This window comes from Streptomyces sp. BK79 (assembly GCF_044142145.1).
Taxonomy (GTDB): Bacteria; Actinomycetota; Actinomycetes; order Streptomycetales; family Streptomycetaceae; genus Streptomyces.
In genome coordinates, this window is the sequence record NZ_JBHVOC010000049.1 from 1 (window position 1) to 18,054 (window position 18,054).

Consider the following 18,054-nt stretch of genomic DNA (forward strand, 5'->3'; position numbering starts at 1 on the left):
GTTGTCCCCCAGGCACAGCGTGAAGGAGTCGCCGGTCTCCTCCCAGGTCAAGGTGGCCGTCGTGCCCTTGACGCTCTGGCACGTGAGCTGGGGCACCGTGGCGCCGTCGGCCTTCTTCAGTACCGTGTGGGTGGCCTTGGCGTCACCGCAGTCGACCTGAATGACATCCGGGTCGCTGTCGCTGCCCTGGTTGTACAGGCAGTCGCCGACCGCCAGCTTCTTCGCGTCCTCGGCGTTGCGGTTCACGTACCATCCGACGCCGATGGCGAGCAGGGCCACAACGGCCACGGCGATGCGCAGGTACTGCTTGATGCCGCGCTTGGGCTGCTGCGGCGGCACCGGGGCGTACGGAGCGGCGCCCGGCGGGGGGAATCCCGGCTGACCCTGCGCGAAGGGGTTCTGTCCCTGGGGCTGCTGTGGAGCCTGAGGCTGGCCCTGGGCGAACGGGTTGCCCTGGGGAGGCGGAGTGGTCACTGGGAGTCCCCCTGAAAACATAGGTACGTGTCGCGGACATGGCGCGAATAAGACGCACGTAAGCTATCGGCTCCCGCTGACATCTCCGTTGTCCAGTGAGGCTCTGTGGCACTGATGTGACACTTACTGGCGCTCAAACCGGGCCATAGCTGCCGTAACCGCTGCATAGACGACGGTGACCGTCAGGACCAGTGTCACCGAGCGGCCGTCCGGCGGCAGCATCAGCGCGGCGACTCCGGCCGCCCCGACGAAGGCGATGTTGAACAGGACGTCGTAGACGGAGAAGATCCGGCCGCGGAAGGCGTCCTCGACCGACGACTGCACGACCGTGTCGGTCGCGATCTTCGCCCCCTGGGTGGTCAGGCCCAGGACGAACGCCGCGACGAGCAGCGGCACGGTGGCGAACGGCAGACCGAGTGCCGGCACCAGCACCGTGGCGCCCCCCGCGCACACGGCCATCCACCGGCCGGGGCCGAGCCGCCCCGCCGCCCAGGGAGTGATCACAGCCGCCGCGAAGAAACCGGCTCCCGAGACTCCCAGTGCCATGCCCAGCAGGGCGAGCCCTTCGTCCGTGTCCGAGGTCAGGGCGTACCGGCACAGCATGAGCAGCATCACCAGCAGGGCGCCGTAGCAGAACCGCATCAGCGTCATGCCCGCCAGTGCCCAGGCCGCCTCCCGGCGTGCGGGTGCCGCGAGATGCCGTACGCCGGCCACCAGGTCCCGGGCGGTGTCGGCGAGTGCCGAGGCCAGCCGCGGCGTGACCTGTGCACGGTCGGGCCCCAGCAGTTCCACGGCGATGCGCAGTGACGCCAGCGCGCCGCACAGGTACAGGGCGGAGCCGAGCAGGACCACGGCGGCGTCCGAATCCGCGACCACCAGGCGCACGACGAAGGCGAGACCGCCGCCCGCCGTCGCGGCGAGCGTGCCCGCGGTCGGCGAGAGAGAGTTGGCGATGACCAGGCGCTCCGCGTCCACCACGCGCGGCAGGGCGGCGGACAGACCCGCGAGGACGAAGCGGTTGACGGCGGTGACGCAGAGCGCGGAGACGTAGAAGAGCCAGTCCGGGACGGACGTGATCATCAGCACGGCCGTCACCGAGGCCAGCCCGGCCCGCAGCAGGTTGCCGTACAGGAAGACCTGACGTCGGCGCCAGCGGTCCAGCAGGACGCCGGCGAACGGGCCCACCAGGGAGTACGGGAGCAGCAGGACCGCCATCGCCGAGGCGATCGCGGCCGGTGAGGTCTGCTGCTCCGGGGAGAAGACGACGTAGGTGGCGAGCGCGACCTGGTACACGCCGTCGGCGCCCTGGGAGAGCAGGCGTACGGCGAGCAGGCGCCGAAAACCCTTCAGACGCAGCAGGACGCGCAGGTCACGGACGACGGCCATGGGGCACAGCCTCACATACGGGTGAGGTCCCCGGGTCACGCGACCCGGGGACCTCCGACGGACCTCAGTCCGCTTCCGTCAGCGCTCGACCTCGCCGGCGATGAACTTCTCGACGTTGGCGCGGGCCTCGTCGTCGAAGTACTGGACCGGCGGGGACTTCATGAAGTAGCTCGACGCCGACAGGATCGGGCCGCCGATGCCGCGGTCCTTGGCGATCTTCGCGGCGCGCAGGGCGTCGATGATCACACCGGCCGAGTTCGGGGAGTCCCAGACCTCGAGCTTGTACTCCAGGTTCAGCGGGACGTCGCCGAACGCGCGGCCCTCCAGGCGGACGTAGGCCCACTTGCGGTCGTCCAGCCAGGCCACGTAGTCGGACGGGCCGATGTGGACGTTCTTCTCGCCCATGTCCCGGTCGGGGATCTGGGAGGTGACGGCCTGCGTCTTGGAGATCTTCTTCGACTCGAGGCGGTCCCGCTCGAGCATGTTCTTGAAGTCCATGTTGCCGCCGACGTTCAGCTGCATCGTGCGGTCCAGGATCACGCCCCGGTCCTCGAACAGCTTCGCCATGACGCGGTGCGTGATGGTGGCGCCGACCTGCGACTTGATGTCGTCACCGACGATCGGGACGCCCGCCTCGGTGAACTTGTCCGCCCACTCCTTGGTGCCGGCGATGAAGACCGGGAGGGCGTTGACGAAGGCGACCTTGGCGTCGATGGCGCACTGGGCGTAGTACTTCGCCGCGTCCTCGGAGCCGACGGGCAGGTAGCAGACGAGGACGTCGACCTGCTTGTCCTTGAGGACCTGGACGATGTCGGCCGGCTCCTCGGCGGACTCCTCGATGGTCTCGCGGTAGTACTTGCCGAGACCGTCGAGGGTGTGGCCGCGCTGGACCTGGACGCCGCTGTTCGGCACGTCGCAGATCTTGATGGTGTTGTTCTCCGAGGCGCCGATGGCGTCCGCGAGGTCCAGGCCGACCTTCTTGGCGTCCACGTCGAAGGCGGCGACGAACTCGATGTCACGGACGTGGTACTCGCCGAACTGGACGTGCATCAGGCCCGGGACCTTGGCCGCCGGGTCGGCGTCCTTGTAGTACTCGACGCCCTGCACCAGCGATGCGGCGCAGTTGCCCACACCGACGATGGCTACGCGAACCGAACCCATTCCGGTTGCTCCCTGTGTGTACGAGTGAGGCCCTGACTGGGCGCTCACGTGGCGGTGTCGCCGGGCGTATCCGGCCGGGGGTCGTCCCCCGGCCGGGGCAGGCCGCCCGTCGCTCCAGATGTCGTGTCCTGTTGAGCGGTCCCCTCCGAAGCGGAACCACGAAGGTCCCGCCCCGCCCGCTCGCTCTCGATGAGCTCGTTCAGCCAGCGCACCTCGCGCTCCACGGACTCCATTCCGTGGCGCTGGAGCTCAAGCGTGTAGTCGTCGAGTCGCTCCCGGGTGCGGGTCAAGGAGGCCCGCATCTTCTCCAGGCGCTCCTCCAGCCGACTGCGCCGGCCCTCGAGCACGCGCATGCGTACGTCGCGCGACGTCTGTCCGAAGAACGCGAAGCGAGCGGCGAAGGTCTCGTCCTCGTACGCGTCCGGGCCCGTCTGGGAGAGGAGCTGCTCGAAGTGTTCTTTGCCGTCGGCCGTCAACCGGTAGACGATCTTGGCGCGGCGTCCCGTGAGGGAGGCCGTCGCCTCGTCGACGTTCCCCGGTTCCTCGATCAACCAGCCGTTGGCGACCAGCGTCTTGAGGCAGGGGTAGAGCGTCCCGTAGCTGAACGCCCGGAACACACCCAGTGACGTGTTGAGTCGTTTGCGCAGCTCATAGCCGTGCATCGGGGATTCGCGGAGCAGGCCGAGTACGGCGAACTCGAGGATGCCGGATCTCCGGCTCATCGTCGCCTCCTCTCGCCCTTATGCCGCGCTGATGTATCGACTCGATACATCAGCACGATAGAACGAGCTCCCGTGTGCGACAAGGGGGGGACTGGTGAGCGGGGTCACATCAGGGATTCATCGTGAGCAAGTTGCCTGATTTGAGGTGAACTTCGAGACTCGGGGGTTTTGGCGGTGCGTAGTCTGTGCGCCATGCAGACCACCGGGAACCGAGTGACGCCTGGGGGCGTCCCTGTCCCTGGTGCGGTACGGGTGAATGCGGAAGGGACCGCATCCGTACTTCGGGGGGACCGGAAACCAGCCGCCTTTACCAGGCGCGCAAGGGTGCGCCTGCCCGAGGAGTAGTCGTTCGATGAGCGAGCACCGTCGCAAACCGCCGCAGCCGCAGGGAGGCGGACGTGCCGCGGCCCGACGCGGCCAGTCCGGCTCGTCCTCCGGCCGCCGCGCGGCACCGCGAGGCGCCACAGGGTCTCCGTCCGGCTCGTACGGTCCGGAGGGCGAGGAGCGCCCGTACGGCAGCCGCGCCGAAGCCCGGCGCGCGGCACAGCGCAGCGGGGGCGGCCGCCGCAGAGCGGCCGAGCCCGGCCGCGGGGGCCGGCGGGCCGCTCCCGGTGGCCTGGGGGGGACCGGGCGGGGCCGTGCGGCCGCGTCCGGCAAGAAGCGGTTGATCGACTACCCGCGCCACGACAGGGACGGGTGGCGCCGCTGGATGCCCTCCTGGAAGCTCGTCGCCGGGCTGTTCATCGGCTTCCTCGGCACCGGGGTGGCCGCCGCGGGCATCGCCTACGCCATGGTGGAGGTCCCTGATCTGGACAAGACCGCCACGGCGCAGAACAACGTCTACTACTGGGCCGACGGCTCCCAGATGGTCGCCACGGGCGGTGAGCGCAACCGCCAGATCGTGAGTCTTCCGCAGATTCCCGAGACGATGCGCAACGCCGTCATCTCGCAGGAGAACAAGACCTTCTACTCCGACAGCGGCATCGACCCCAAGGGCATCGGCCGAGCCGTGTTCAACATGGCCAGGGGTGGCGACACGCAGGGTGGTTCCACCATCACCCAGCAGTACGTGAAGAACGCGATGCTGAACGACCAGTCGCAGACGGTCTCCCGCAAGGTCAAGGAGATCTTCGTCTCGATCAAGGTCGGCGCCGAGGAACCGAAGGACAAGATCCTCGAGGGGTATCTGAACTCGGCCTACTACGGCCGGGGCGCCTACGGGATCCAGGCGGCGGCCCGGGCCTACTTCAACGTGGACGCGGTCGATCTCGACGCCGGCCAGAGCGCCTTCCTGGCGGCGGTACTCAAGGGTGCCACGTACTACGACCCGGCGGGTTCGACCTCGATCGACCAGGCCGCGACCCCCGAGGCCAACCGTGAGCGGGCGACGCGGCAGATGCAGGACACGCTCGACAAGATGGTCGAGTACGGGCACCTGAGCCAGGAGGAGCGGGCCAAGCACACCGAACTCCCCAAGGTGCAGAACCCGCAGTCGAACTCGCAGCTGGGCGGCCAGATCGGCTACCTCGTCAGGCTCGCCAAGTCCTCCGTGGTGAAGAACGGCGTGGTGACGGAGCAGCAGCTGGAGAAGGGCGGCTACTCGATCTACACGACCTTCGACAAGGACAAGGTCAACGAGCTCGAGAAGTCGGTCCAGAAGGTCTACAAGGAGAACATCGACCCGAAGAAGCGGCCCGAGACGGACACCCACGTCCAGTTCGGCGGGGCGTCCGTGGATCCCGAGACCGGGGCCATCAGGGCCATCTACGGCGGTGAGGACGCGACCAAGCACTTCACGAACAACGCGGACGTGACCGGTGCGCAGGTCGGTTCGACGTTCAAGCCCTTCGTGCTCGCGGCGGCGATGAAGTGGGGCGTGCGTGATCCGGAACTCGGTCCCACGCAGGCCCAGGACGAGCGCACCCGCGTCTCCCCGAAGAGCCTGTACAGCGGCCAGAACAACTACAAGGTCAAGGAATACGACGGGACGATCTGGAAGAACGAGAAGGGCGAGCAGTGGCGTCAGGAGAACGACGGCAAGCTCTCGGTCGGTGAGGCGCCCGACTACATGATCGACCTCCGGGAGGCCATGCGGGAGTCGGTGAACTCCGCCTACGTGCAGCTCGGCATGGATGTCGGTCTGGACAAGGTGGAGGAGGCCGCTGTCGACTCGGGCCTCCTGAAGGACAGCCTGACGGGTACGTCCTACCCGTCCTTCTCCCTCGGCATCTCCGACCCCAGCGCGATCCGTATGGCCGGCTCGTACGCCACCTTCGCGGACAGTGGCAAGCAGCGGGATCCCTTCTCGGTCACCAAGGTGGCGAGCAAGGACGGCACGATCTACACGCACAAGGTCGAGACCAAGCAGGCCTTCACCGCGAAGGTCGCGGACAACGTCACCGACGTCCTGAAGACCGTCGTCGAGGACGGCACGGGCTCCAACGCTCAGCTGCCGGGCCGTGAGGTGGCGGGCAAGACCGGTACGACGGACGGCAACCAGTCCGCCTGGTTCGTCGGCTACACCCCGCAGCTGTCGACCGCGATCAGCATGTTCCGCTACCCGGACGACGAGACCATGAAGAACCGTACGTTCCTGGAGATGTACGGAACGGGCGGTCAGGACGAGATCCACGGTGCGTCGTTCCCGTCCGAGATCTGGCAGGACTACATGTCGGACGCGCTGAAGAATACGAAGCCGGAGAAGTTCCCCAAGCCGGAGCCCATCGGTGAGGTCATCAACGACACACCGCCGCCGAGCCCGACTCCCTCGCCGTCCCAGACGGAGGAGGAAGAGGAAACCAGTCCGTCGCCGTCGCCGTCTCCCAGCCAGAGTGAGACCAGCCCCTCCCCCAGCCCGAGCGAGACCTGCGGCGTCTTCGAGTGGAACTGCGAGGACGGGGACAACGCCGGCAACGACAATGCCGGCAACGAGAACGGCGGTTCGGAGGGCAGTCCGTCACCCTCCCCCTCGCCCAGTCAGTCAGAGGAAGAGGGCGTGGACAGAGGCAACCAGAACGGCGGCCTCTTCCAGGGACAGAACGGATAGCCGCCGGTTCGTCCGCCATGGGTGTTTCACGTGAAACACCCGCAAAGTTTCACGTGAAACAGGGCCGCCGCATCCATGAGGGTGCGGCGGCCCCGGCGTGTTCCCAGGTGCGTACGGCAGGATGTGCCCCATGCCCAGTGCAGAATCGACGCCAGCGAGCGTGCACGAGCCGGATCCGGTGCGGCCGACCAGAGAGGACACGGTCGCCGCGGCCGGCAGCGAGCTGATCGGCGGCCCCCTCGGGCGACGTGCGCTGCTCGGCACGTCCTGGTGGACCCCCGTGCGCGTGATCGCACTCGTGGCGATCGGCATGTTCGCCCTCGGCCTCGTCCAGAAAGCGCCCTGCTACAACGGTGCCTGGTTCTTCGGCGCCAGTTCCCAGTACACGCACGCGTGCTACTCGGACATCCCGCACCTCTACCAGGGACGCGGGTTCGTCGACGGCCTCGTGCCGTACTTCGACAGGCTCCCCGGTGACATGGAGTACCTCGAATACCCGGTGTTGACCGGCGTGTTCATGGAGGTCGCCTCCTGGCTCACTCCGGGCAGCGGCACCATCCAGTACCAGGAACAGTGGTACTGGATGGTCAACGCCGGGATGCTCATGGTGTGCGCGGCCGTCATCGCCGTCTGCGTCAGCCGCACGCACGTCCGGCGCCCCTGGGACGGCCTGCTGGTCGCTCTCGCACCCGCCTTCGCGCTCACCGCGACCATCAACTGGGACCTGCTGGCGGTCGCCCTGACGTCCGCGGCGCTCCTGATGTGGTCGCGGGGGCGGTCGGTGGCCTTCGGGGTCCTGCTGGGCCTGGCCACGGCCGCCAAGCTCTACCCCTTCCTCATCCTCGGTCCCCTGCTCGTCCTGTGCTGGCGGGCGGGGAAGTGGCGGGACTTCGGAAAGGGACTCGCGGGTGCGGCCGTCGCCTGGCTGGTGGTGAACCTGCCGGTGATGCTCTTCGCCTTCGACGGCTGGTCGAAGTTCTACACGTTCAGCCAGGAACGGGGCGTCGACTTCGGATCGTTCTGGCTGATCCTGGTGCAGAACACCGACAACCCGCCGAGCACCGAGACCGTCAACACGCTCGCCACGCTCCTGATGCTGCTGTGCTGTGGCGGCATCGCCGCGCTCACGCTCACCGCTCCCCGGCGTCCGCGGTTCGCCCAGCTCGCCTTTCTGATCGTCGCGGCGTTCATCCTCACCAACAAGGTCTACTCACCGCAGTACGTGCTGTGGCTGGTGCCGCTGGCCGCGCTGGCCCGGCCGAAGTGGCGCGACTTCCTGATCTGGCAGGCCTGCGAGGTGGCGTACTTCCTGGGCATCTGGATGTATCTCGCGTACACGACCAGCGGCGATGCCCACAAGGGACTGCCGACGGACGGCTATCACTGGGCCGTCGGCATCCACCTGGCCGGGACACTGTTCCTGTGTGTCATGGTCGTGCGCGACATCCTGATGCCTGACCGGGACCCGGTACGGCGTACGGGCGACGACGACCCCTCGGGCGGTGTGCTCGACGGCGCGGAGGACGTCTTCGTCCTGGGCCCCGCGGCCCATACCGAGCAGCCCGCGGTCCACTTCGACGGGCCACGCGTCAGGTGGGGCGACGGACAGCAGCCCCGTGGTTCGCTCTGAGCGAACACGTGAAAAGGCCGTACACGGAGACCACCGTGTACGGCCTTTCCGCTAGCGGTCGAGGATCCGGTCGAACTGCGTGGTGGTGTGCCGCAGATGGGCCACCAGCTCGTCGCCGACCTTCGGCTCCGCCGCGTCCGAAGGCACGAAAAGGATGGAGACCTGCATGTGCGGCGGCTCCGCGAACCAGCGCTGCTTGCCGTCCCAGACGAACGGCGAGAGGTTGCGGTTGACCGTGGCCAGGCCGGCCCGTGCCACGCCCTTGGCGCGTGGCATGACGCCGTGCAGCGCCTTCGGGGCCTCCAGACCCACCCCGTGCGAGGTTCCGCCCGCCACGACCACCAGGAAGCCGTCGGAGGCCGCCTTCTGCTGCCGGTAGCCGAAGCGCTCGCCCTTGGTGACGCGCGTGACGTCCAGGACGGCGCCGCGGTACTCGGTGGCGTCGTGGTCCCCGAGCCAGAGCCGGGTGCCGATCCGGGCGCGGAAGCGGGTCTGCGGGAACTGCTGCTGGAGCCTGGCGAGTTCGTCGGCCTTGAGATGACTGACGAACATGGTGTGCAACGGCAGCCGGGCCGCGCGCAGCCGGTCCATCCAGCCGATGACCTCCTCGACGGCGTCCGAGCCGTCGGTGCGGTCCAGCGGCAGGTGGATGGCGAAGCCCTCCAGCCGGACGTTCTCTATGGCGGCGTGCAGCTGCGGCAGGTCCTGCTCGCTGATGCCGTGCCGCTTCATCGAGGACATCACCTCGATGACCACGCGCGCGCCCACCAGGCCGTACACGCCGTCGATGGACGACACCGAGCGCACGACCCGGTCGGGCAGCGGTACGGGCTCCTCACCGCGCCGGTACGGCGTCAGCACCAGGAGGTCGCCGCCGAAGAAGTCCTTGATCCGGGCGGCCTCGTACGTGGTGCCGACGGCCAGTACGTCGGAGCCCAGCCGCGTGGCCTCCTCCGCCAGGCGCTCGTGCCCGAAGCCGTAGCCGTTGCCCTTGCAGACCGGGACGAGCCCGGGGAACTGCTCCTGCACGTGCTTGTGGTGCGCCCGCCAGCGCGCGGTGTCGACGTAGAGGGTGAGCGCCATGGCCGGACCTGGGACCTTTCTCGTGGCTGTCAGAGGTGCGGGTCGGGGGTGAGGTGTGGGTCAGCGGCGCGACATGTAGATGTCGAGCGCCTTGTGGAGCAACTTGTTCAGTGGGAAGTCCCACTCGCCGAGGTACTCGGCAGCCTGCCCGCCGGTACCGACCTTGAACTGGATCAGACCGAAGAGGTGGTCGCTCTCGTCCAGGGAGTCGGAGATGCCGCGCAGGTCGTAGACGGTGGCACCGAGGGCGTAGGCGTCGCGGAGCATGGCCCACTGCATCGCGTTCGACGGCCGGACCTCACGCCCGATGTTGTCGGAGGCGCCGTACGAGTACCAGACGTGCCCGCCGACGACCAGCATGGTCGCCGCCGACAGGTTCACCCCGTTGTGCCGGGCGAAGTACAGCCGCATGCGGTTGGGGTCCTCGTTGTTGAGGGCCGCCCACATGCGCTGGAAGTACGACAGCGGACGCGGCCGGAAGTGATCGCGCACGGCCGTGATCTCGTACAGGCGCTGCCACTCCTCGAGGTCGTGGTAGCCGCCCTGGACGACCTCGACGCCGGCCTTCTCGGCCTTCTTGATGTTGCGGCGCCACAGCTGGTTGAAGTTCTTGTGGACCTCTTCCAGGGAGCGGTTGGCCAGCGGCACCTGGAAGACGTACCGGGGCTGTACGTCGCCGAAGCCGGCGCCGCCGTCCTCGCCCTGCTGCCAGCCCATGCGGCGCAGTTTGTCGGCCACCTCGAAGGCACGCGGCTCGATGTGGTCGGCCTCTATGTCGCGCAGGCGCTTGACGTCGGGGTCCTGGATGCCCTTCTTGATGGACGCGGCGTCCCAGCGGCGGATGATCACCGGCGGGCCCATCTTCACCGAGAAGGCGCCCTGCTGCTTGAGGTGCGCCAGCATCGGCTCCATCCAGTCCTGGAGGTTCGGCGTGAACCAGTTGATGACCGGGCCCTCGGGCAGGTAGGCGAGGTAGCGCTTGATCTTGGGGAGCTGCCGGTAGAGGACGAGACCCACGCCCACCAGGTGGCCGGTCCGGTCGTCGAACCAGCCGAGGTTCTCCGAGCGCCATTCGGCCTTCACGTCTGCCCATGCCGGGACCTGCATGTGACTCGCCGCCGGCAGACTCTGGATGTAGGCCAGATGCTGCTCGCGACTGATGGTCCTCAGGGTCAGGCTCATTCGGGGCGCTCCTCGGGCTGGTGTGTCCCCATGGGTTCAGGGGCTCCGGCTCTCGCGCGAAGCCTACTGCGCCCTGTGAGCGCCCCGTCCGGCGTACGGGGTGAAGGCGGACGGCATGGGCTGTCCGGTGGGGCCGCGGCGACCGCGGCTCAGCCGAAGAGCCCGCCGTGGTAGATGCCGAAGAACAGGCCGAGGGCACAGGCTCCGAGCCCCACCACCAGGCCGAAGCGTTCCCGCGTCGTCACGGAGACGAGCTGTCCGTATCCGCCCGTCAGGACCCCGAGCAGTCCCGCCCAGGAGGTCAGGGCGTGGAGCCCGCGGAAGCTCGCGGTGGCCAGTGCCAGCACTCCCAGCACCAGGGTCACGGCGAGCAGCGTGTCCTGGAGGGGGTGCGGCTTGCCGTCGGTGGCCAGCAGGCCCGTCCGGGGCCTGGCGGGTCGCGTGATCTGTGCCATGGGGAACCTCCTGCCGAAGGCAGAGCGTCTTCGCCCTTCACATCCGCTGCTGAGTACCGATTGTGTCCCCTCACCGCCGGATTTCAACCGCAAGCGGGTGGCCGGGTACTCTGTACCTTCTGCACTGGTGTCCGCTGCCCTCGACGGCCGGGCCGCCTCCCCGGAGGAAGCCCGATTGTCAGTGGGTCCTGCTTTACTCGCTGATACCGGTGCCCACGCATCGCAACCCTCCTGCCACGGATCGACCGTGGCCGCTGAGTCCAAAGGAGGTGGGTTCCACATGCGTCACTACGAGGTGATGGTCATCCTCGACCCCGATCTCGAGGAGCGCGCTGTCTCCCCGCTGATCGAGAACTTCCTCTCTGTCGTCCGTGACGGCGGCGGAAAGGTCGAGAAGGTCGACACCTGGGGCCGTCGTCGTCTCTCGTACGAGATCAAGAAGAAGCCCGAGGGCATCTACTCGGTCATCGACCTGCAGGCCGAGCCTGCGGTCGTCAAGGAGCTCGACCGCCAGATGAACCTGAACGAGTCGGTCCTCCGGACCAAGGTCCTCCGTCCCGAGATGCACTGAGCCTTCCGCTCAGCTGATCCCGGGATCCGAGTAGCAGCACAAGCAGCCAGCAGCAAACCCGCCGAGAGGTTCCCCCATGGCAGGCGAGACCGTCATCACGGTCATCGGCAATCTTGTCGACGACCCCGAGCTGCGCTTCACCCCGTCCGGTGCGGCCGTCGCGAAGTTCCGTGTCGCGTCGACCCCCCGCACCTTCGACCGCCAGACGAACGAGTGGAAGGACGGCGAGAGCCTGTTCCTCACCTGCTCGGTCTGGCGCCAGGCGGCGGAGAACGTCGCCGAGTCGCTCCAGCGAGGCATGCGCGTCATCGTGCAGGGCCGGCTGAAGCAGCGGTCCTACGAGGACCGTGAGGGCGTCAAGCGCACGGTCTACGAGCTGGACGTCGACGAGGTCGGCGCCAGCCTGCGCAGTGCCACGGCCAAGGTCACCAAGACCTCGGGCCAGGGCCGCGGAGGCCAGGGCGGTTACGGCGGCGGTGGCGGCCAGGGTGGCGGCGGCTGGGGCGGCGGCCCCGGCGGTGGCCAGCAGGGCGGCGGCGCTCCGGCCGACGACCCCTGGGCGACCGGCGCTCCCGCCGGTGGCCAGCAGGGCGGTGGCGGCCAGGGTGGCGGCGGCTGGGGCGGTGGCTCCGGCGGCGGTGGCGGCTACTCGGACGAGCCCCCCTTCTAGGGCGGGCCGTACCCACACTTCTTGATCACACAGGAGAAACACCATGGCTAAGCCGCCTGTGCGCAAGCCGAAGAAGAAGGTCTGCGCTTTCTGCAAGGACAAGGTCACGTACGTGGACTACAAGGACACGAACATGCTGCGGAAGTTCATTTCCGACCGCGGCAAGATCCGTGCCCGCCGCGTGACCGGCAACTGCACCCAGCACCAGCGTGACGTCGCCACGGCCGTGAAGAACAGCCGTGAGATGGCGCTGCTGCCCTACACCTCCACCGCGCGATAAGGGAAGGGTGACCGACTCATGAAGATCATCCTCACCCACGAGGTCTCCGGCCTCGGTGCCGCGGGCGACGTCGTCGACGTCAAGGACGGTTACGCTCGCAACTACCTGATCCCGCGGAAGTTCGCCATCCGCTGGACCAAGGGCGGCGAGAAGGACGTCGAGCAGATTCGTCGCGCTCGCAAGATCCACGAGATCCAGACCATCGAGCAGGCCAACCAGATCAAGGGCCAGCTCGAGGGCGTGAAGGTCCGCCTGGCCGTTCGCTCCGGCGACGCCGGTCGTCTCTTCGGTTCCGTCACTCCGGCCGACGTCGCCTCGGCGATCAAGGCTGCCGGTGGCCCCGAGGTCGACAAGCGCCGCATCGAGCTGGGCTCGCCGATCAAGACGCTGGGCGCCCACGAGACGTCCGTGCGTCTGCACCCCGAGGTGGCCGCCAAGGTCAGCATCGAGGTTGTCGCGGCCTGAGCATGTGCTCTCGCTGAAGCGATGTGAGGGGCCGCATCTCCCGGTCGGGGGATGCGGCCCCTCTTCTCTTCGCGCTTGCGGAGTCTGGTGATGGCGTCCCGGGTGCGTCCCGTGTGGAGTCGGACGAATGGCGTCCTGGCGTGGTTCGCTGCTGTGTTTCACGTGAAACATCGTGCTTCACGTGAAACGGTCAGCGCGATGCGCCGGTCACGACCCAGCGACCTGATCGCGTGCGCAGCCACAGTGTCACCAGGCGCATCGCCATCATCAGGGTCATGGCCGCCCACAGAGCGGTGAGCCCGCCCCCGAACATGGGGACCAGTAGCGCGGCAGGAGTGAAGATCCCCAGGGTGAGCAGCATCGCCCAGGCGAGATACGGGCCGTCGCCCGCGCCCATGAGAACTCCGTCCAGGACGTACACCACCCCGCAGATCGGTTGCGAGACGGCGACGATCACCAGGGCGGGCAGGGCAGCGTCCTTGACCGCTGAGTCACTGGTGAACAGGGGCAGGAAAGCCGGACGTGACAGCACTACGAGCAAGCCGAGAACGATGCCGACCGCGACACCCCACTCGACCATCCTGCGGCAGGCGTCCCGCGCACCCTGGGCGTCATTCGCTCCCAGGTAGCGCCCGATGATGGCCTGCCCGGCGATGGCGATGGCATCGAGGGCGAACGCCAGCAGACTCCACAGGGACAGGATGATCTGGTGGGCCGCGATGTCGGCATCGCCGAGCCGGGCCGCCACGGCTGTGGCGATCATGAGGATCGCCCGCAGTGAGAGAGTACGCACGAGCAGCGGCACCCCGGCCTGGGCGGAGGACCTGATGCCGGCGATGTCCGGACGCAGGGAGGCGCCATGTCGGCGGGCTCCGCGGACGACCACCCAGAGGTACACGGCGGCCATGCCGCACTGGGCGATGACGGTGCCCCAGGCGGAGCCGGCGATGCCGAGGCCGGCTCCGTAGACGAGTACGACGTTGAGGACGGCGTTGGCGACGAAGCCGGCGACTGCCACGTACAGCGGGGTGCGGGTGTTCTGCAGTCCTCGTAGGACACCGGTCGCGGCCAGCACGACGAGCATGGCGGGGATGCCGATGGAGGAGATCCGCAGATAGGTGATGGCGTAGGGAGCCGCGGTGTCGGAGGCACCGAAGAGCTCCACGAGAGAGGGCGCCGTGGGCAGGACGACGGCGATGACGGCGGCACCGAGCAGCAGGGCGAGCCAGATGCCGTCCATTCCCTGGCGGATCGCGGTTTGCAGATCGCCCGCGCCGACGCGCCGGGACACGGCAGCCGTGGTCGCGTAGGCGAGGAAGACGAAGACGCTGACCGCCGTGGTGAGCAAGGCCGAGGCGATGCCGAGTCCCGCGAGCTGGGCTGTGCCGAGATGGCCGATGATCGCGCTGTCGGCCATGACGAAAAGGGGTTCGGCGACGAGCGCGCCGAAGGCGGGGACGGCCAGCGCGACGATCTCTCGGTCGTGCCGGCGCCGGGAGTTCCGGGAGCGCGCGGGGGCCTGTGTCATGAGCACCAATCTAATCGTCCACAGGTAAGAGATGCAAAGCCATTGCAGTCCTTACCGCGCACTCCATGGTGTGCGCTTGTGGGCAGTTGTCGACACGATCTTGATCCGACTGGGCAAGTTTTTCTTCTGCACAGGGCGTGGATGGTAAAGCTGCAGCTCAGCGCCCCTTGGCGGGGTTCGGCGAGGGCTTGTTCACAGGGCTGTCCACCGGGTCGTGCACAGGTTTCGACGAGTTCTCCACAGCATCTGGCCCGTCGTCCACATGGCCTGTGGATAACCAGATTGGCTGACGGTGCCCGCGGGCCTACGGTGGTCCGGCGCCTGCTCCGTCCGTCGGCTTGTGAATCGTCACAAAACCGACGCGCCAGAACCGGAGTTGGGCGTCTTATTTGTCAGTGCCGTGCCGTAGAAATGAGAGGCATGGCGAGGTCCGCTCGGCGGACGGGAGGAGGTGGCTCGGTGAGCATTTCCGAGCCCTTGGACGACCCGTGGGCCGACAGCGGTCCCAGCGATCGTCTGCCCGCTTCCCGCCGCCGCGGTGACGGCGGCCGCAGCCGTGACGAGCAGCACGAGCGGGGTCCGGACACCGGTGCGTGGGACGGGGGCGGTCAGGCGTTCGAGCGCGTGCCGCCGCAGGACCTGGACGCGGAGCAGTCCGTGCTCGGCGGCATGCTCCTGTCCAAGGACGCCATCGCCGACGTGGTCGAGATCCTCAAGGGCCACGACTTCTACAAGCCGGCTCACGAGACGGTCTACCAGGCCATTCTCGACGTCTACGCCAAGGGCGAGCCGGCCGACCCCATCACGATCGCCGCCGAGCTGACCAAGCGCGGAGAGATCAACAAGGTCGGCGGGGCCTCGTACCTGCACACCCTCGTCCAGACCGTGCCGACGGCGGCGAACGCCGCGTACTACGCCGAGATCGTCCACGAGCGCGCCGTCCTGCGGCGCCTGGTGGAGGCCGGTACCCGGATCACCCAGATGGGATACGCGGCCGACGACGACGTCGACGAGATCGTCAACCGCGCCCAGGCCGAGATCTACGCCGTCACCGAGCAGCGGACCAGCGAGGATTACCTGCCGCTCGGCGACATCATGGAGGGCGCTCTCGACGAGATCGAGGCGATCGGATCGCGCAGCGGCGAGATGACCGGCGTGCCCACGGGGTTCACGGACTTCGACTCACTCACCAACGGCCTGCACCCCGGTCAGATGATCGTCATCGCCGCGCGACCCGCGATGGGTAAGTCGACGCTCGCACTGGACTTCGCGCGGGCCGCCTCGATCAAGAACAACCTCCCGAGCGTCATCTTCTCGCTCGAAATGGGGCGCAACGAGATCGCGATGCGACTGCTGTCCGCCGAGGCCCGTGTGGCGCTGCATCACATGCGCTCCGGCACCATGACGGACGACGACTGGACCCGTCTGGCCCGACGGATGCCGGACGTCTCGGCCGCTCCGCTCTATATCGACGACTCCCCGAACCTGTCGATGATGGAGATCCGGGCCAAATGCCGGCGTCTCAAGCAGCGCAACGACCTCAAGCTGGTCATCATCGACTACCTCCAGCTGATGCAGTCCGGCGGCTCCAAGCGCGCCGAGAGCCGTCAGCAGGAGGTCTCGGACATGTCCCGTAACCTCAAGCTCCTGGCCAAGGAGCTGGAGATCCCCGTGATCGCGCTCTCCCAGCTGAACCGCGGGCCCGAGCAGCGCACTGACAAGAAGCCGATGGTCTCCGACCTGCGTGAGTCCGGTTCGATCGAGCAGGACGCCGACATGGTCATCCTGCTGCACCGGGAGGACGCCTACGAGAAGGAGTCGCCGCGCGCGGGCGAAGCCGACCTGATCGTGGCGAAGCACCGTAACGGACCGACAGCGACGATCACTGTGGCCTTCCAGGGCCACTACTCGCGATTCGTGGACATGGCGCAGACCTGAGTACCCGGACCGGGGGAAATCGGCTCGACGCGTAGGCCCCGGGCAGGTGGACTGGGGACATGACGACACCTCAGGAAGAGCTGCTCCCGGCCACCCGCCGGGCGCTGCTGCACCGGATCGCCGTGGCCCAGGCCGAAGGGCGCACCCCGTCGCTGGTCGCGGCGGTCGTCCGGGACGGGCGCACCGTGTGGCACGGGGCGCGGAGCTCGGTCGACGGGCACGGTCCGGACGAGAACGTGCAGTACCGGATCGGCTCGATCACCAAGACGTTCACCGCGGTTCTGATCCTGCGTCTGCGGGACGAGGGAGTACTCGACCTTAGCGATCCGCTGGAGAAGCATCTGCCGGGTACCGGGGCGGGCGAGGCCACGATCGCCGAGTTGCTGGCGCACTCGGGAGGGCTGGCCGCGGAGTCGCCCGCGCCCTGGTGGGAGCGTACGCCGGGCTCTCTGCGACCCGAGCTCGCCGACGTGCTGGGGGACAAGCCGTTGTTGCACCCGGCGGGCCGACGGCACCATTACTCGAACCCCGGCTACACCTTGCTCGGCGCACTGGTCGAGGAGGTGCGTGGCGCCGCGTGGGAGGACGTGCTGCGGCGGGAGGTGCTGGAGCCGCTGGGACTCGACCGTACGACCGGGCGGCCCCGGGCTCCGCACGCCGGTGGCTGGGCGGTACACCCGTGGGCCGATGTGATGCTGGCCGAGCCCGCCGAGGATCTCGGCCGGATGGCTCCGGCCGGTCAGCTCTGGTCGACCACCGGGGACTTGGCGCGGTTCGCCGTCTTCCTGACGCGGGGCGACGACCGGGTGCTGAAGGCGGAGACCGTACGGGAGATGCGGGCCCCGGCGGCTCCGGTCGAGGCCGCCGATGTCGCGGACGGGGCCGCGTACGGGCTGGGGCTGCAGATCCAGCACCGGGACGGGCGTTTGCTCGTGGGGCACTCGGGCTCCCTGCCGGGCTTCCTGGCCAACCTCACGATCGCTGTGGACGACGACGTGGCGGCGGTGGTGCTGACCAACTGCACGTCGGGGCCGCAGCCGGCCGGGATCGGCGCCGACCTCGTGCGCATCGTCGCCGAGGCGGAACCCCGGATCCCCGAACCGTGGCGGCCGCTGCCGCAGGCCGACGCATCGGTGCTGGAGCTGGCCGGGCAGTGGTACTGGGGGACGCATGCCTTCGCCCTGCGGCTGACGTCCGGCGGGGGAGTCGCATTGGAGCCCCTGTCGGGATCCGGCCGCCGCTCGGGCTTCCGGGCGAACGGTGACGGTACCTGGACGGGGCTGGAGGGCTACTACGCGGGAGAGACTCTGCGCGCCGTGCGGCGCCCGGACGGGACCGTGAGCCACCTGGACCTCGGGTCGTTCGTCTTCACGCGGCAGCCGTACGACGAGGCGGCTCCTGTGCCGGGAGGCGTGGACCCGGAGGGCTGGCGAGGGATCAGCTAGGGGGCGCGCGTCCGGCGC

At 68.4% G+C, this 18,054-nt stretch carries 16 protein-coding genes; 8 read left to right on the forward strand and 8 right to left on the reverse strand.

Features of this window, described 5'->3' with window-relative positions; genetic code table 11:
- The 4 genes from ACFIF2_RS35275 to ACFIF2_RS35290 form a co-directional block, all read right to left on the reverse strand.
- A partial coding sequence (locus ACFIF2_RS35275; RefSeq protein ID WP_395577380.1) for a hypothetical protein occupies nucleotides 1-474 on the reverse strand: 474 nt, incomplete at its 3' end.
- Nucleotides 475-597: 123 nt separating this feature from the next.
- Nucleotides 598-1,860 carry an MFS transporter gene (locus ACFIF2_RS35280; RefSeq protein WP_395577381.1) on the reverse strand — a complete coding sequence of 421 codons (1,263 nt, stop codon included), beginning with the start codon at nucleotides 1,858-1,860 and terminating at the stop codon, nucleotides 598-600.
- A 78-nt stretch (nucleotides 1,861-1,938) separates the two neighbouring features.
- A complete protein-coding gene (locus ACFIF2_RS35285; RefSeq protein WP_395577382.1) occupies nucleotides 1,939-3,021 on the reverse strand; it encodes an inositol-3-phosphate synthase in 1,083 nt (360 codons plus the stop codon).
- 44 nt (nucleotides 3,022-3,065) lie between these two features.
- Nucleotides 3,066-3,743, reverse strand: a complete 678-nt coding sequence (locus tag ACFIF2_RS35290) for a PadR family transcriptional regulator (protein ID WP_395577383.1) — start codon at nucleotides 3,741-3,743, stop codon at nucleotides 3,066-3,068.
- Nucleotides 3,744-4,095: 352 nt separating this feature from the next.
- On the opposite strand from ACFIF2_RS35290, the gene ACFIF2_RS35295 reads away from it, so the two are divergent.
- Together ACFIF2_RS35295 and ACFIF2_RS35300 are read left to right on the forward strand one after the other, a co-directional pair.
- A complete protein-coding gene (locus ACFIF2_RS35295) occupies nucleotides 4,096-6,789 on the forward strand; it encodes a transglycosylase domain-containing protein (protein WP_395577384.1) in 2,694 nt (897 codons plus the stop codon).
- A 121-nt stretch (nucleotides 6,790-6,910) separates the two neighbouring features.
- Entirely contained in the window at nucleotides 6,911-8,419 is a 1,509-nt protein-coding gene (locus tag ACFIF2_RS35300; protein ID WP_395577385.1) for a glycosyltransferase family 87 protein, read from the forward strand.
- 51 nt (nucleotides 8,420-8,470) lie between these two features.
- Here ACFIF2_RS35300 and ACFIF2_RS35305 read toward each other — a convergent pair whose 3' ends face one another.
- The 3 genes from ACFIF2_RS35305 to ACFIF2_RS35315 all read right to left on the reverse strand — a co-directional run bounded on the left by ACFIF2_RS35305 (nucleotide 8,471) and on the right by ACFIF2_RS35315 (nucleotide 11,139).
- Nucleotides 8,471-9,502, reverse strand: coding sequence for an alanine racemase (locus ACFIF2_RS35305; protein WP_395577386.1), 1,032 nt, complete (start codon nucleotides 9,500-9,502; stop codon nucleotides 8,471-8,473).
- A gap of 60 nt (nucleotides 9,503-9,562) precedes the next feature.
- Entirely contained in the window at nucleotides 9,563-10,684 is a 1,122-nt protein-coding gene (gene femX / locus ACFIF2_RS35310; protein WP_395577387.1) for a peptidoglycan bridge formation glycyltransferase FemX, read from the reverse strand.
- Between the two features lie 149 nt (nucleotides 10,685-10,833).
- Nucleotides 10,834-11,139, reverse strand: coding sequence for a hypothetical protein (locus ACFIF2_RS35315; protein WP_395577388.1), 306 nt, complete (start codon nucleotides 11,137-11,139; stop codon nucleotides 10,834-10,836).
- A 280-nt stretch (nucleotides 11,140-11,419) separates the two neighbouring features.
- Here ACFIF2_RS35315 and rpsF point away from each other — a divergent pair, with 280 nt between their 5' ends.
- From rpsF to rplI, 4 genes are all read left to right on the forward strand, one after another.
- On the forward strand, nucleotides 11,420-11,710 hold the full coding sequence (gene rpsF, locus ACFIF2_RS35320) for a 30S ribosomal protein S6 (RefSeq protein ID WP_077798159.1): 291 nt from the start codon (nucleotides 11,420-11,422) through the stop codon (nucleotides 11,708-11,710).
- A gap of 76 nt (nucleotides 11,711-11,786) precedes the next feature.
- Nucleotides 11,787-12,380 carry a single-stranded DNA-binding protein gene (locus ACFIF2_RS35325; RefSeq protein ID WP_395577389.1) on the forward strand — a complete coding sequence of 198 codons (594 nt, stop codon included), beginning with the start codon at nucleotides 11,787-11,789 and terminating at the stop codon, nucleotides 12,378-12,380.
- Between the two features lie 43 nt (nucleotides 12,381-12,423).
- Nucleotides 12,424-12,660, forward strand: coding sequence for a 30S ribosomal protein S18 (gene rpsR / locus ACFIF2_RS35330; RefSeq protein ID WP_003949403.1), 237 nt, complete (start codon nucleotides 12,424-12,426; stop codon nucleotides 12,658-12,660).
- Between the two features lie 18 nt (nucleotides 12,661-12,678).
- Nucleotides 12,679-13,125, forward strand: a complete 447-nt coding sequence (gene rplI / locus ACFIF2_RS35335) for a 50S ribosomal protein L9 (RefSeq protein WP_395577390.1) — start codon at nucleotides 12,679-12,681, stop codon at nucleotides 13,123-13,125.
- Between the two features lie 190 nt (nucleotides 13,126-13,315).
- Here the strand turns inward: rplI and ACFIF2_RS35340 are convergent, their stop codons facing one another.
- The gene (locus tag ACFIF2_RS35340) at nucleotides 13,316-14,653 is read right to left on the reverse strand and encodes an MATE family efflux transporter (RefSeq protein WP_395577391.1); all 1,338 of its coding nucleotides are present in this window, start codon (nucleotides 14,651-14,653) and stop codon (nucleotides 13,316-13,318) included.
- 459 nt (nucleotides 14,654-15,112) lie between these two features.
- Between ACFIF2_RS35340 and dnaB the strand changes: the two genes are divergently transcribed.
- Together dnaB and ACFIF2_RS35350 are read left to right on the forward strand one after the other, a co-directional pair.
- Nucleotides 15,113-16,591: a replicative DNA helicase gene (dnaB, locus tag ACFIF2_RS35345; RefSeq protein WP_395577392.1), complete on the forward strand. Its 1,479-nt coding sequence runs from the start codon at nucleotides 15,113-15,115 to the stop codon at nucleotides 16,589-16,591.
- Nucleotides 16,592-16,650: 59 nt separating this feature from the next.
- Nucleotides 16,651-18,036, forward strand: a complete 1,386-nt coding sequence (locus ACFIF2_RS35350; RefSeq protein WP_395577393.1) for a serine hydrolase domain-containing protein — start codon at nucleotides 16,651-16,653, stop codon at nucleotides 18,034-18,036.
- Nucleotides 18,037-18,054 lie beyond the last annotated feature (18 nt).

Coding starts and splice junctions, on each gene's coding strand:
- ACFIF2_RS35280 (WP_395577381.1), bottom strand. CDS start 1,860: ATGGCCGTCGTCCGTGACCTGCGCGTCCTGCTGCGTCTGAAGGGTTTT.
- ACFIF2_RS35285 (WP_395577382.1), bottom strand. CDS start 3,021: ATGGGTTCGGTTCGCGTAGCCATCGTCGGTGTGGGCAACTGCGCCGCA.
- ACFIF2_RS35290 (WP_395577383.1), bottom strand. CDS start 3,743: ATGAGCCGGAGATCCGGCATCCTCGAGTTCGCCGTACTCGGCCTGCTC.
- ACFIF2_RS35295 (WP_395577384.1), top strand. CDS start 4,096: ATGAGCGAGCACCGTCGCAAACCGCCGCAGCCGCAGGGAGGCGGACGT.
- ACFIF2_RS35300 (WP_395577385.1), top strand. CDS start 6,911: ATGTGCCCCATGCCCAGTGCAGAATCGACGCCAGCGAGCGTGCACGAG.
- ACFIF2_RS35305 (WP_395577386.1), bottom strand. CDS start 9,502: ATGGCGCTCACCCTCTACGTCGACACCGCGCGCTGGCGGGCGCACCAC.
- femX (WP_395577387.1), bottom strand. CDS start 10,684: ATGAGCCTGACCCTGAGGACCATCAGTCGCGAGCAGCATCTGGCCTAC.
- ACFIF2_RS35315 (WP_395577388.1), bottom strand. CDS start 11,139: ATGGCACAGATCACGCGACCCGCCAGGCCCCGGACGGGCCTGCTGGCC.
- rpsF (WP_077798159.1), top strand. CDS start 11,420: ATGCGTCACTACGAGGTGATGGTCATCCTCGACCCCGATCTCGAGGAG.
- ACFIF2_RS35325 (WP_395577389.1), top strand. CDS start 11,787: ATGGCAGGCGAGACCGTCATCACGGTCATCGGCAATCTTGTCGACGAC.
- rpsR (WP_003949403.1), top strand. CDS start 12,424: ATGGCTAAGCCGCCTGTGCGCAAGCCGAAGAAGAAGGTCTGCGCTTTC.
- rplI (WP_395577390.1), top strand. CDS start 12,679: ATGAAGATCATCCTCACCCACGAGGTCTCCGGCCTCGGTGCCGCGGGC.
- ACFIF2_RS35340 (WP_395577391.1), bottom strand. CDS start 14,653: ATGACACAGGCCCCCGCGCGCTCCCGGAACTCCCGGCGCCGGCACGAC.
- ACFIF2_RS35350 (WP_395577393.1), top strand. CDS start 16,651: ATGACGACACCTCAGGAAGAGCTGCTCCCGGCCACCCGCCGGGCGCTG.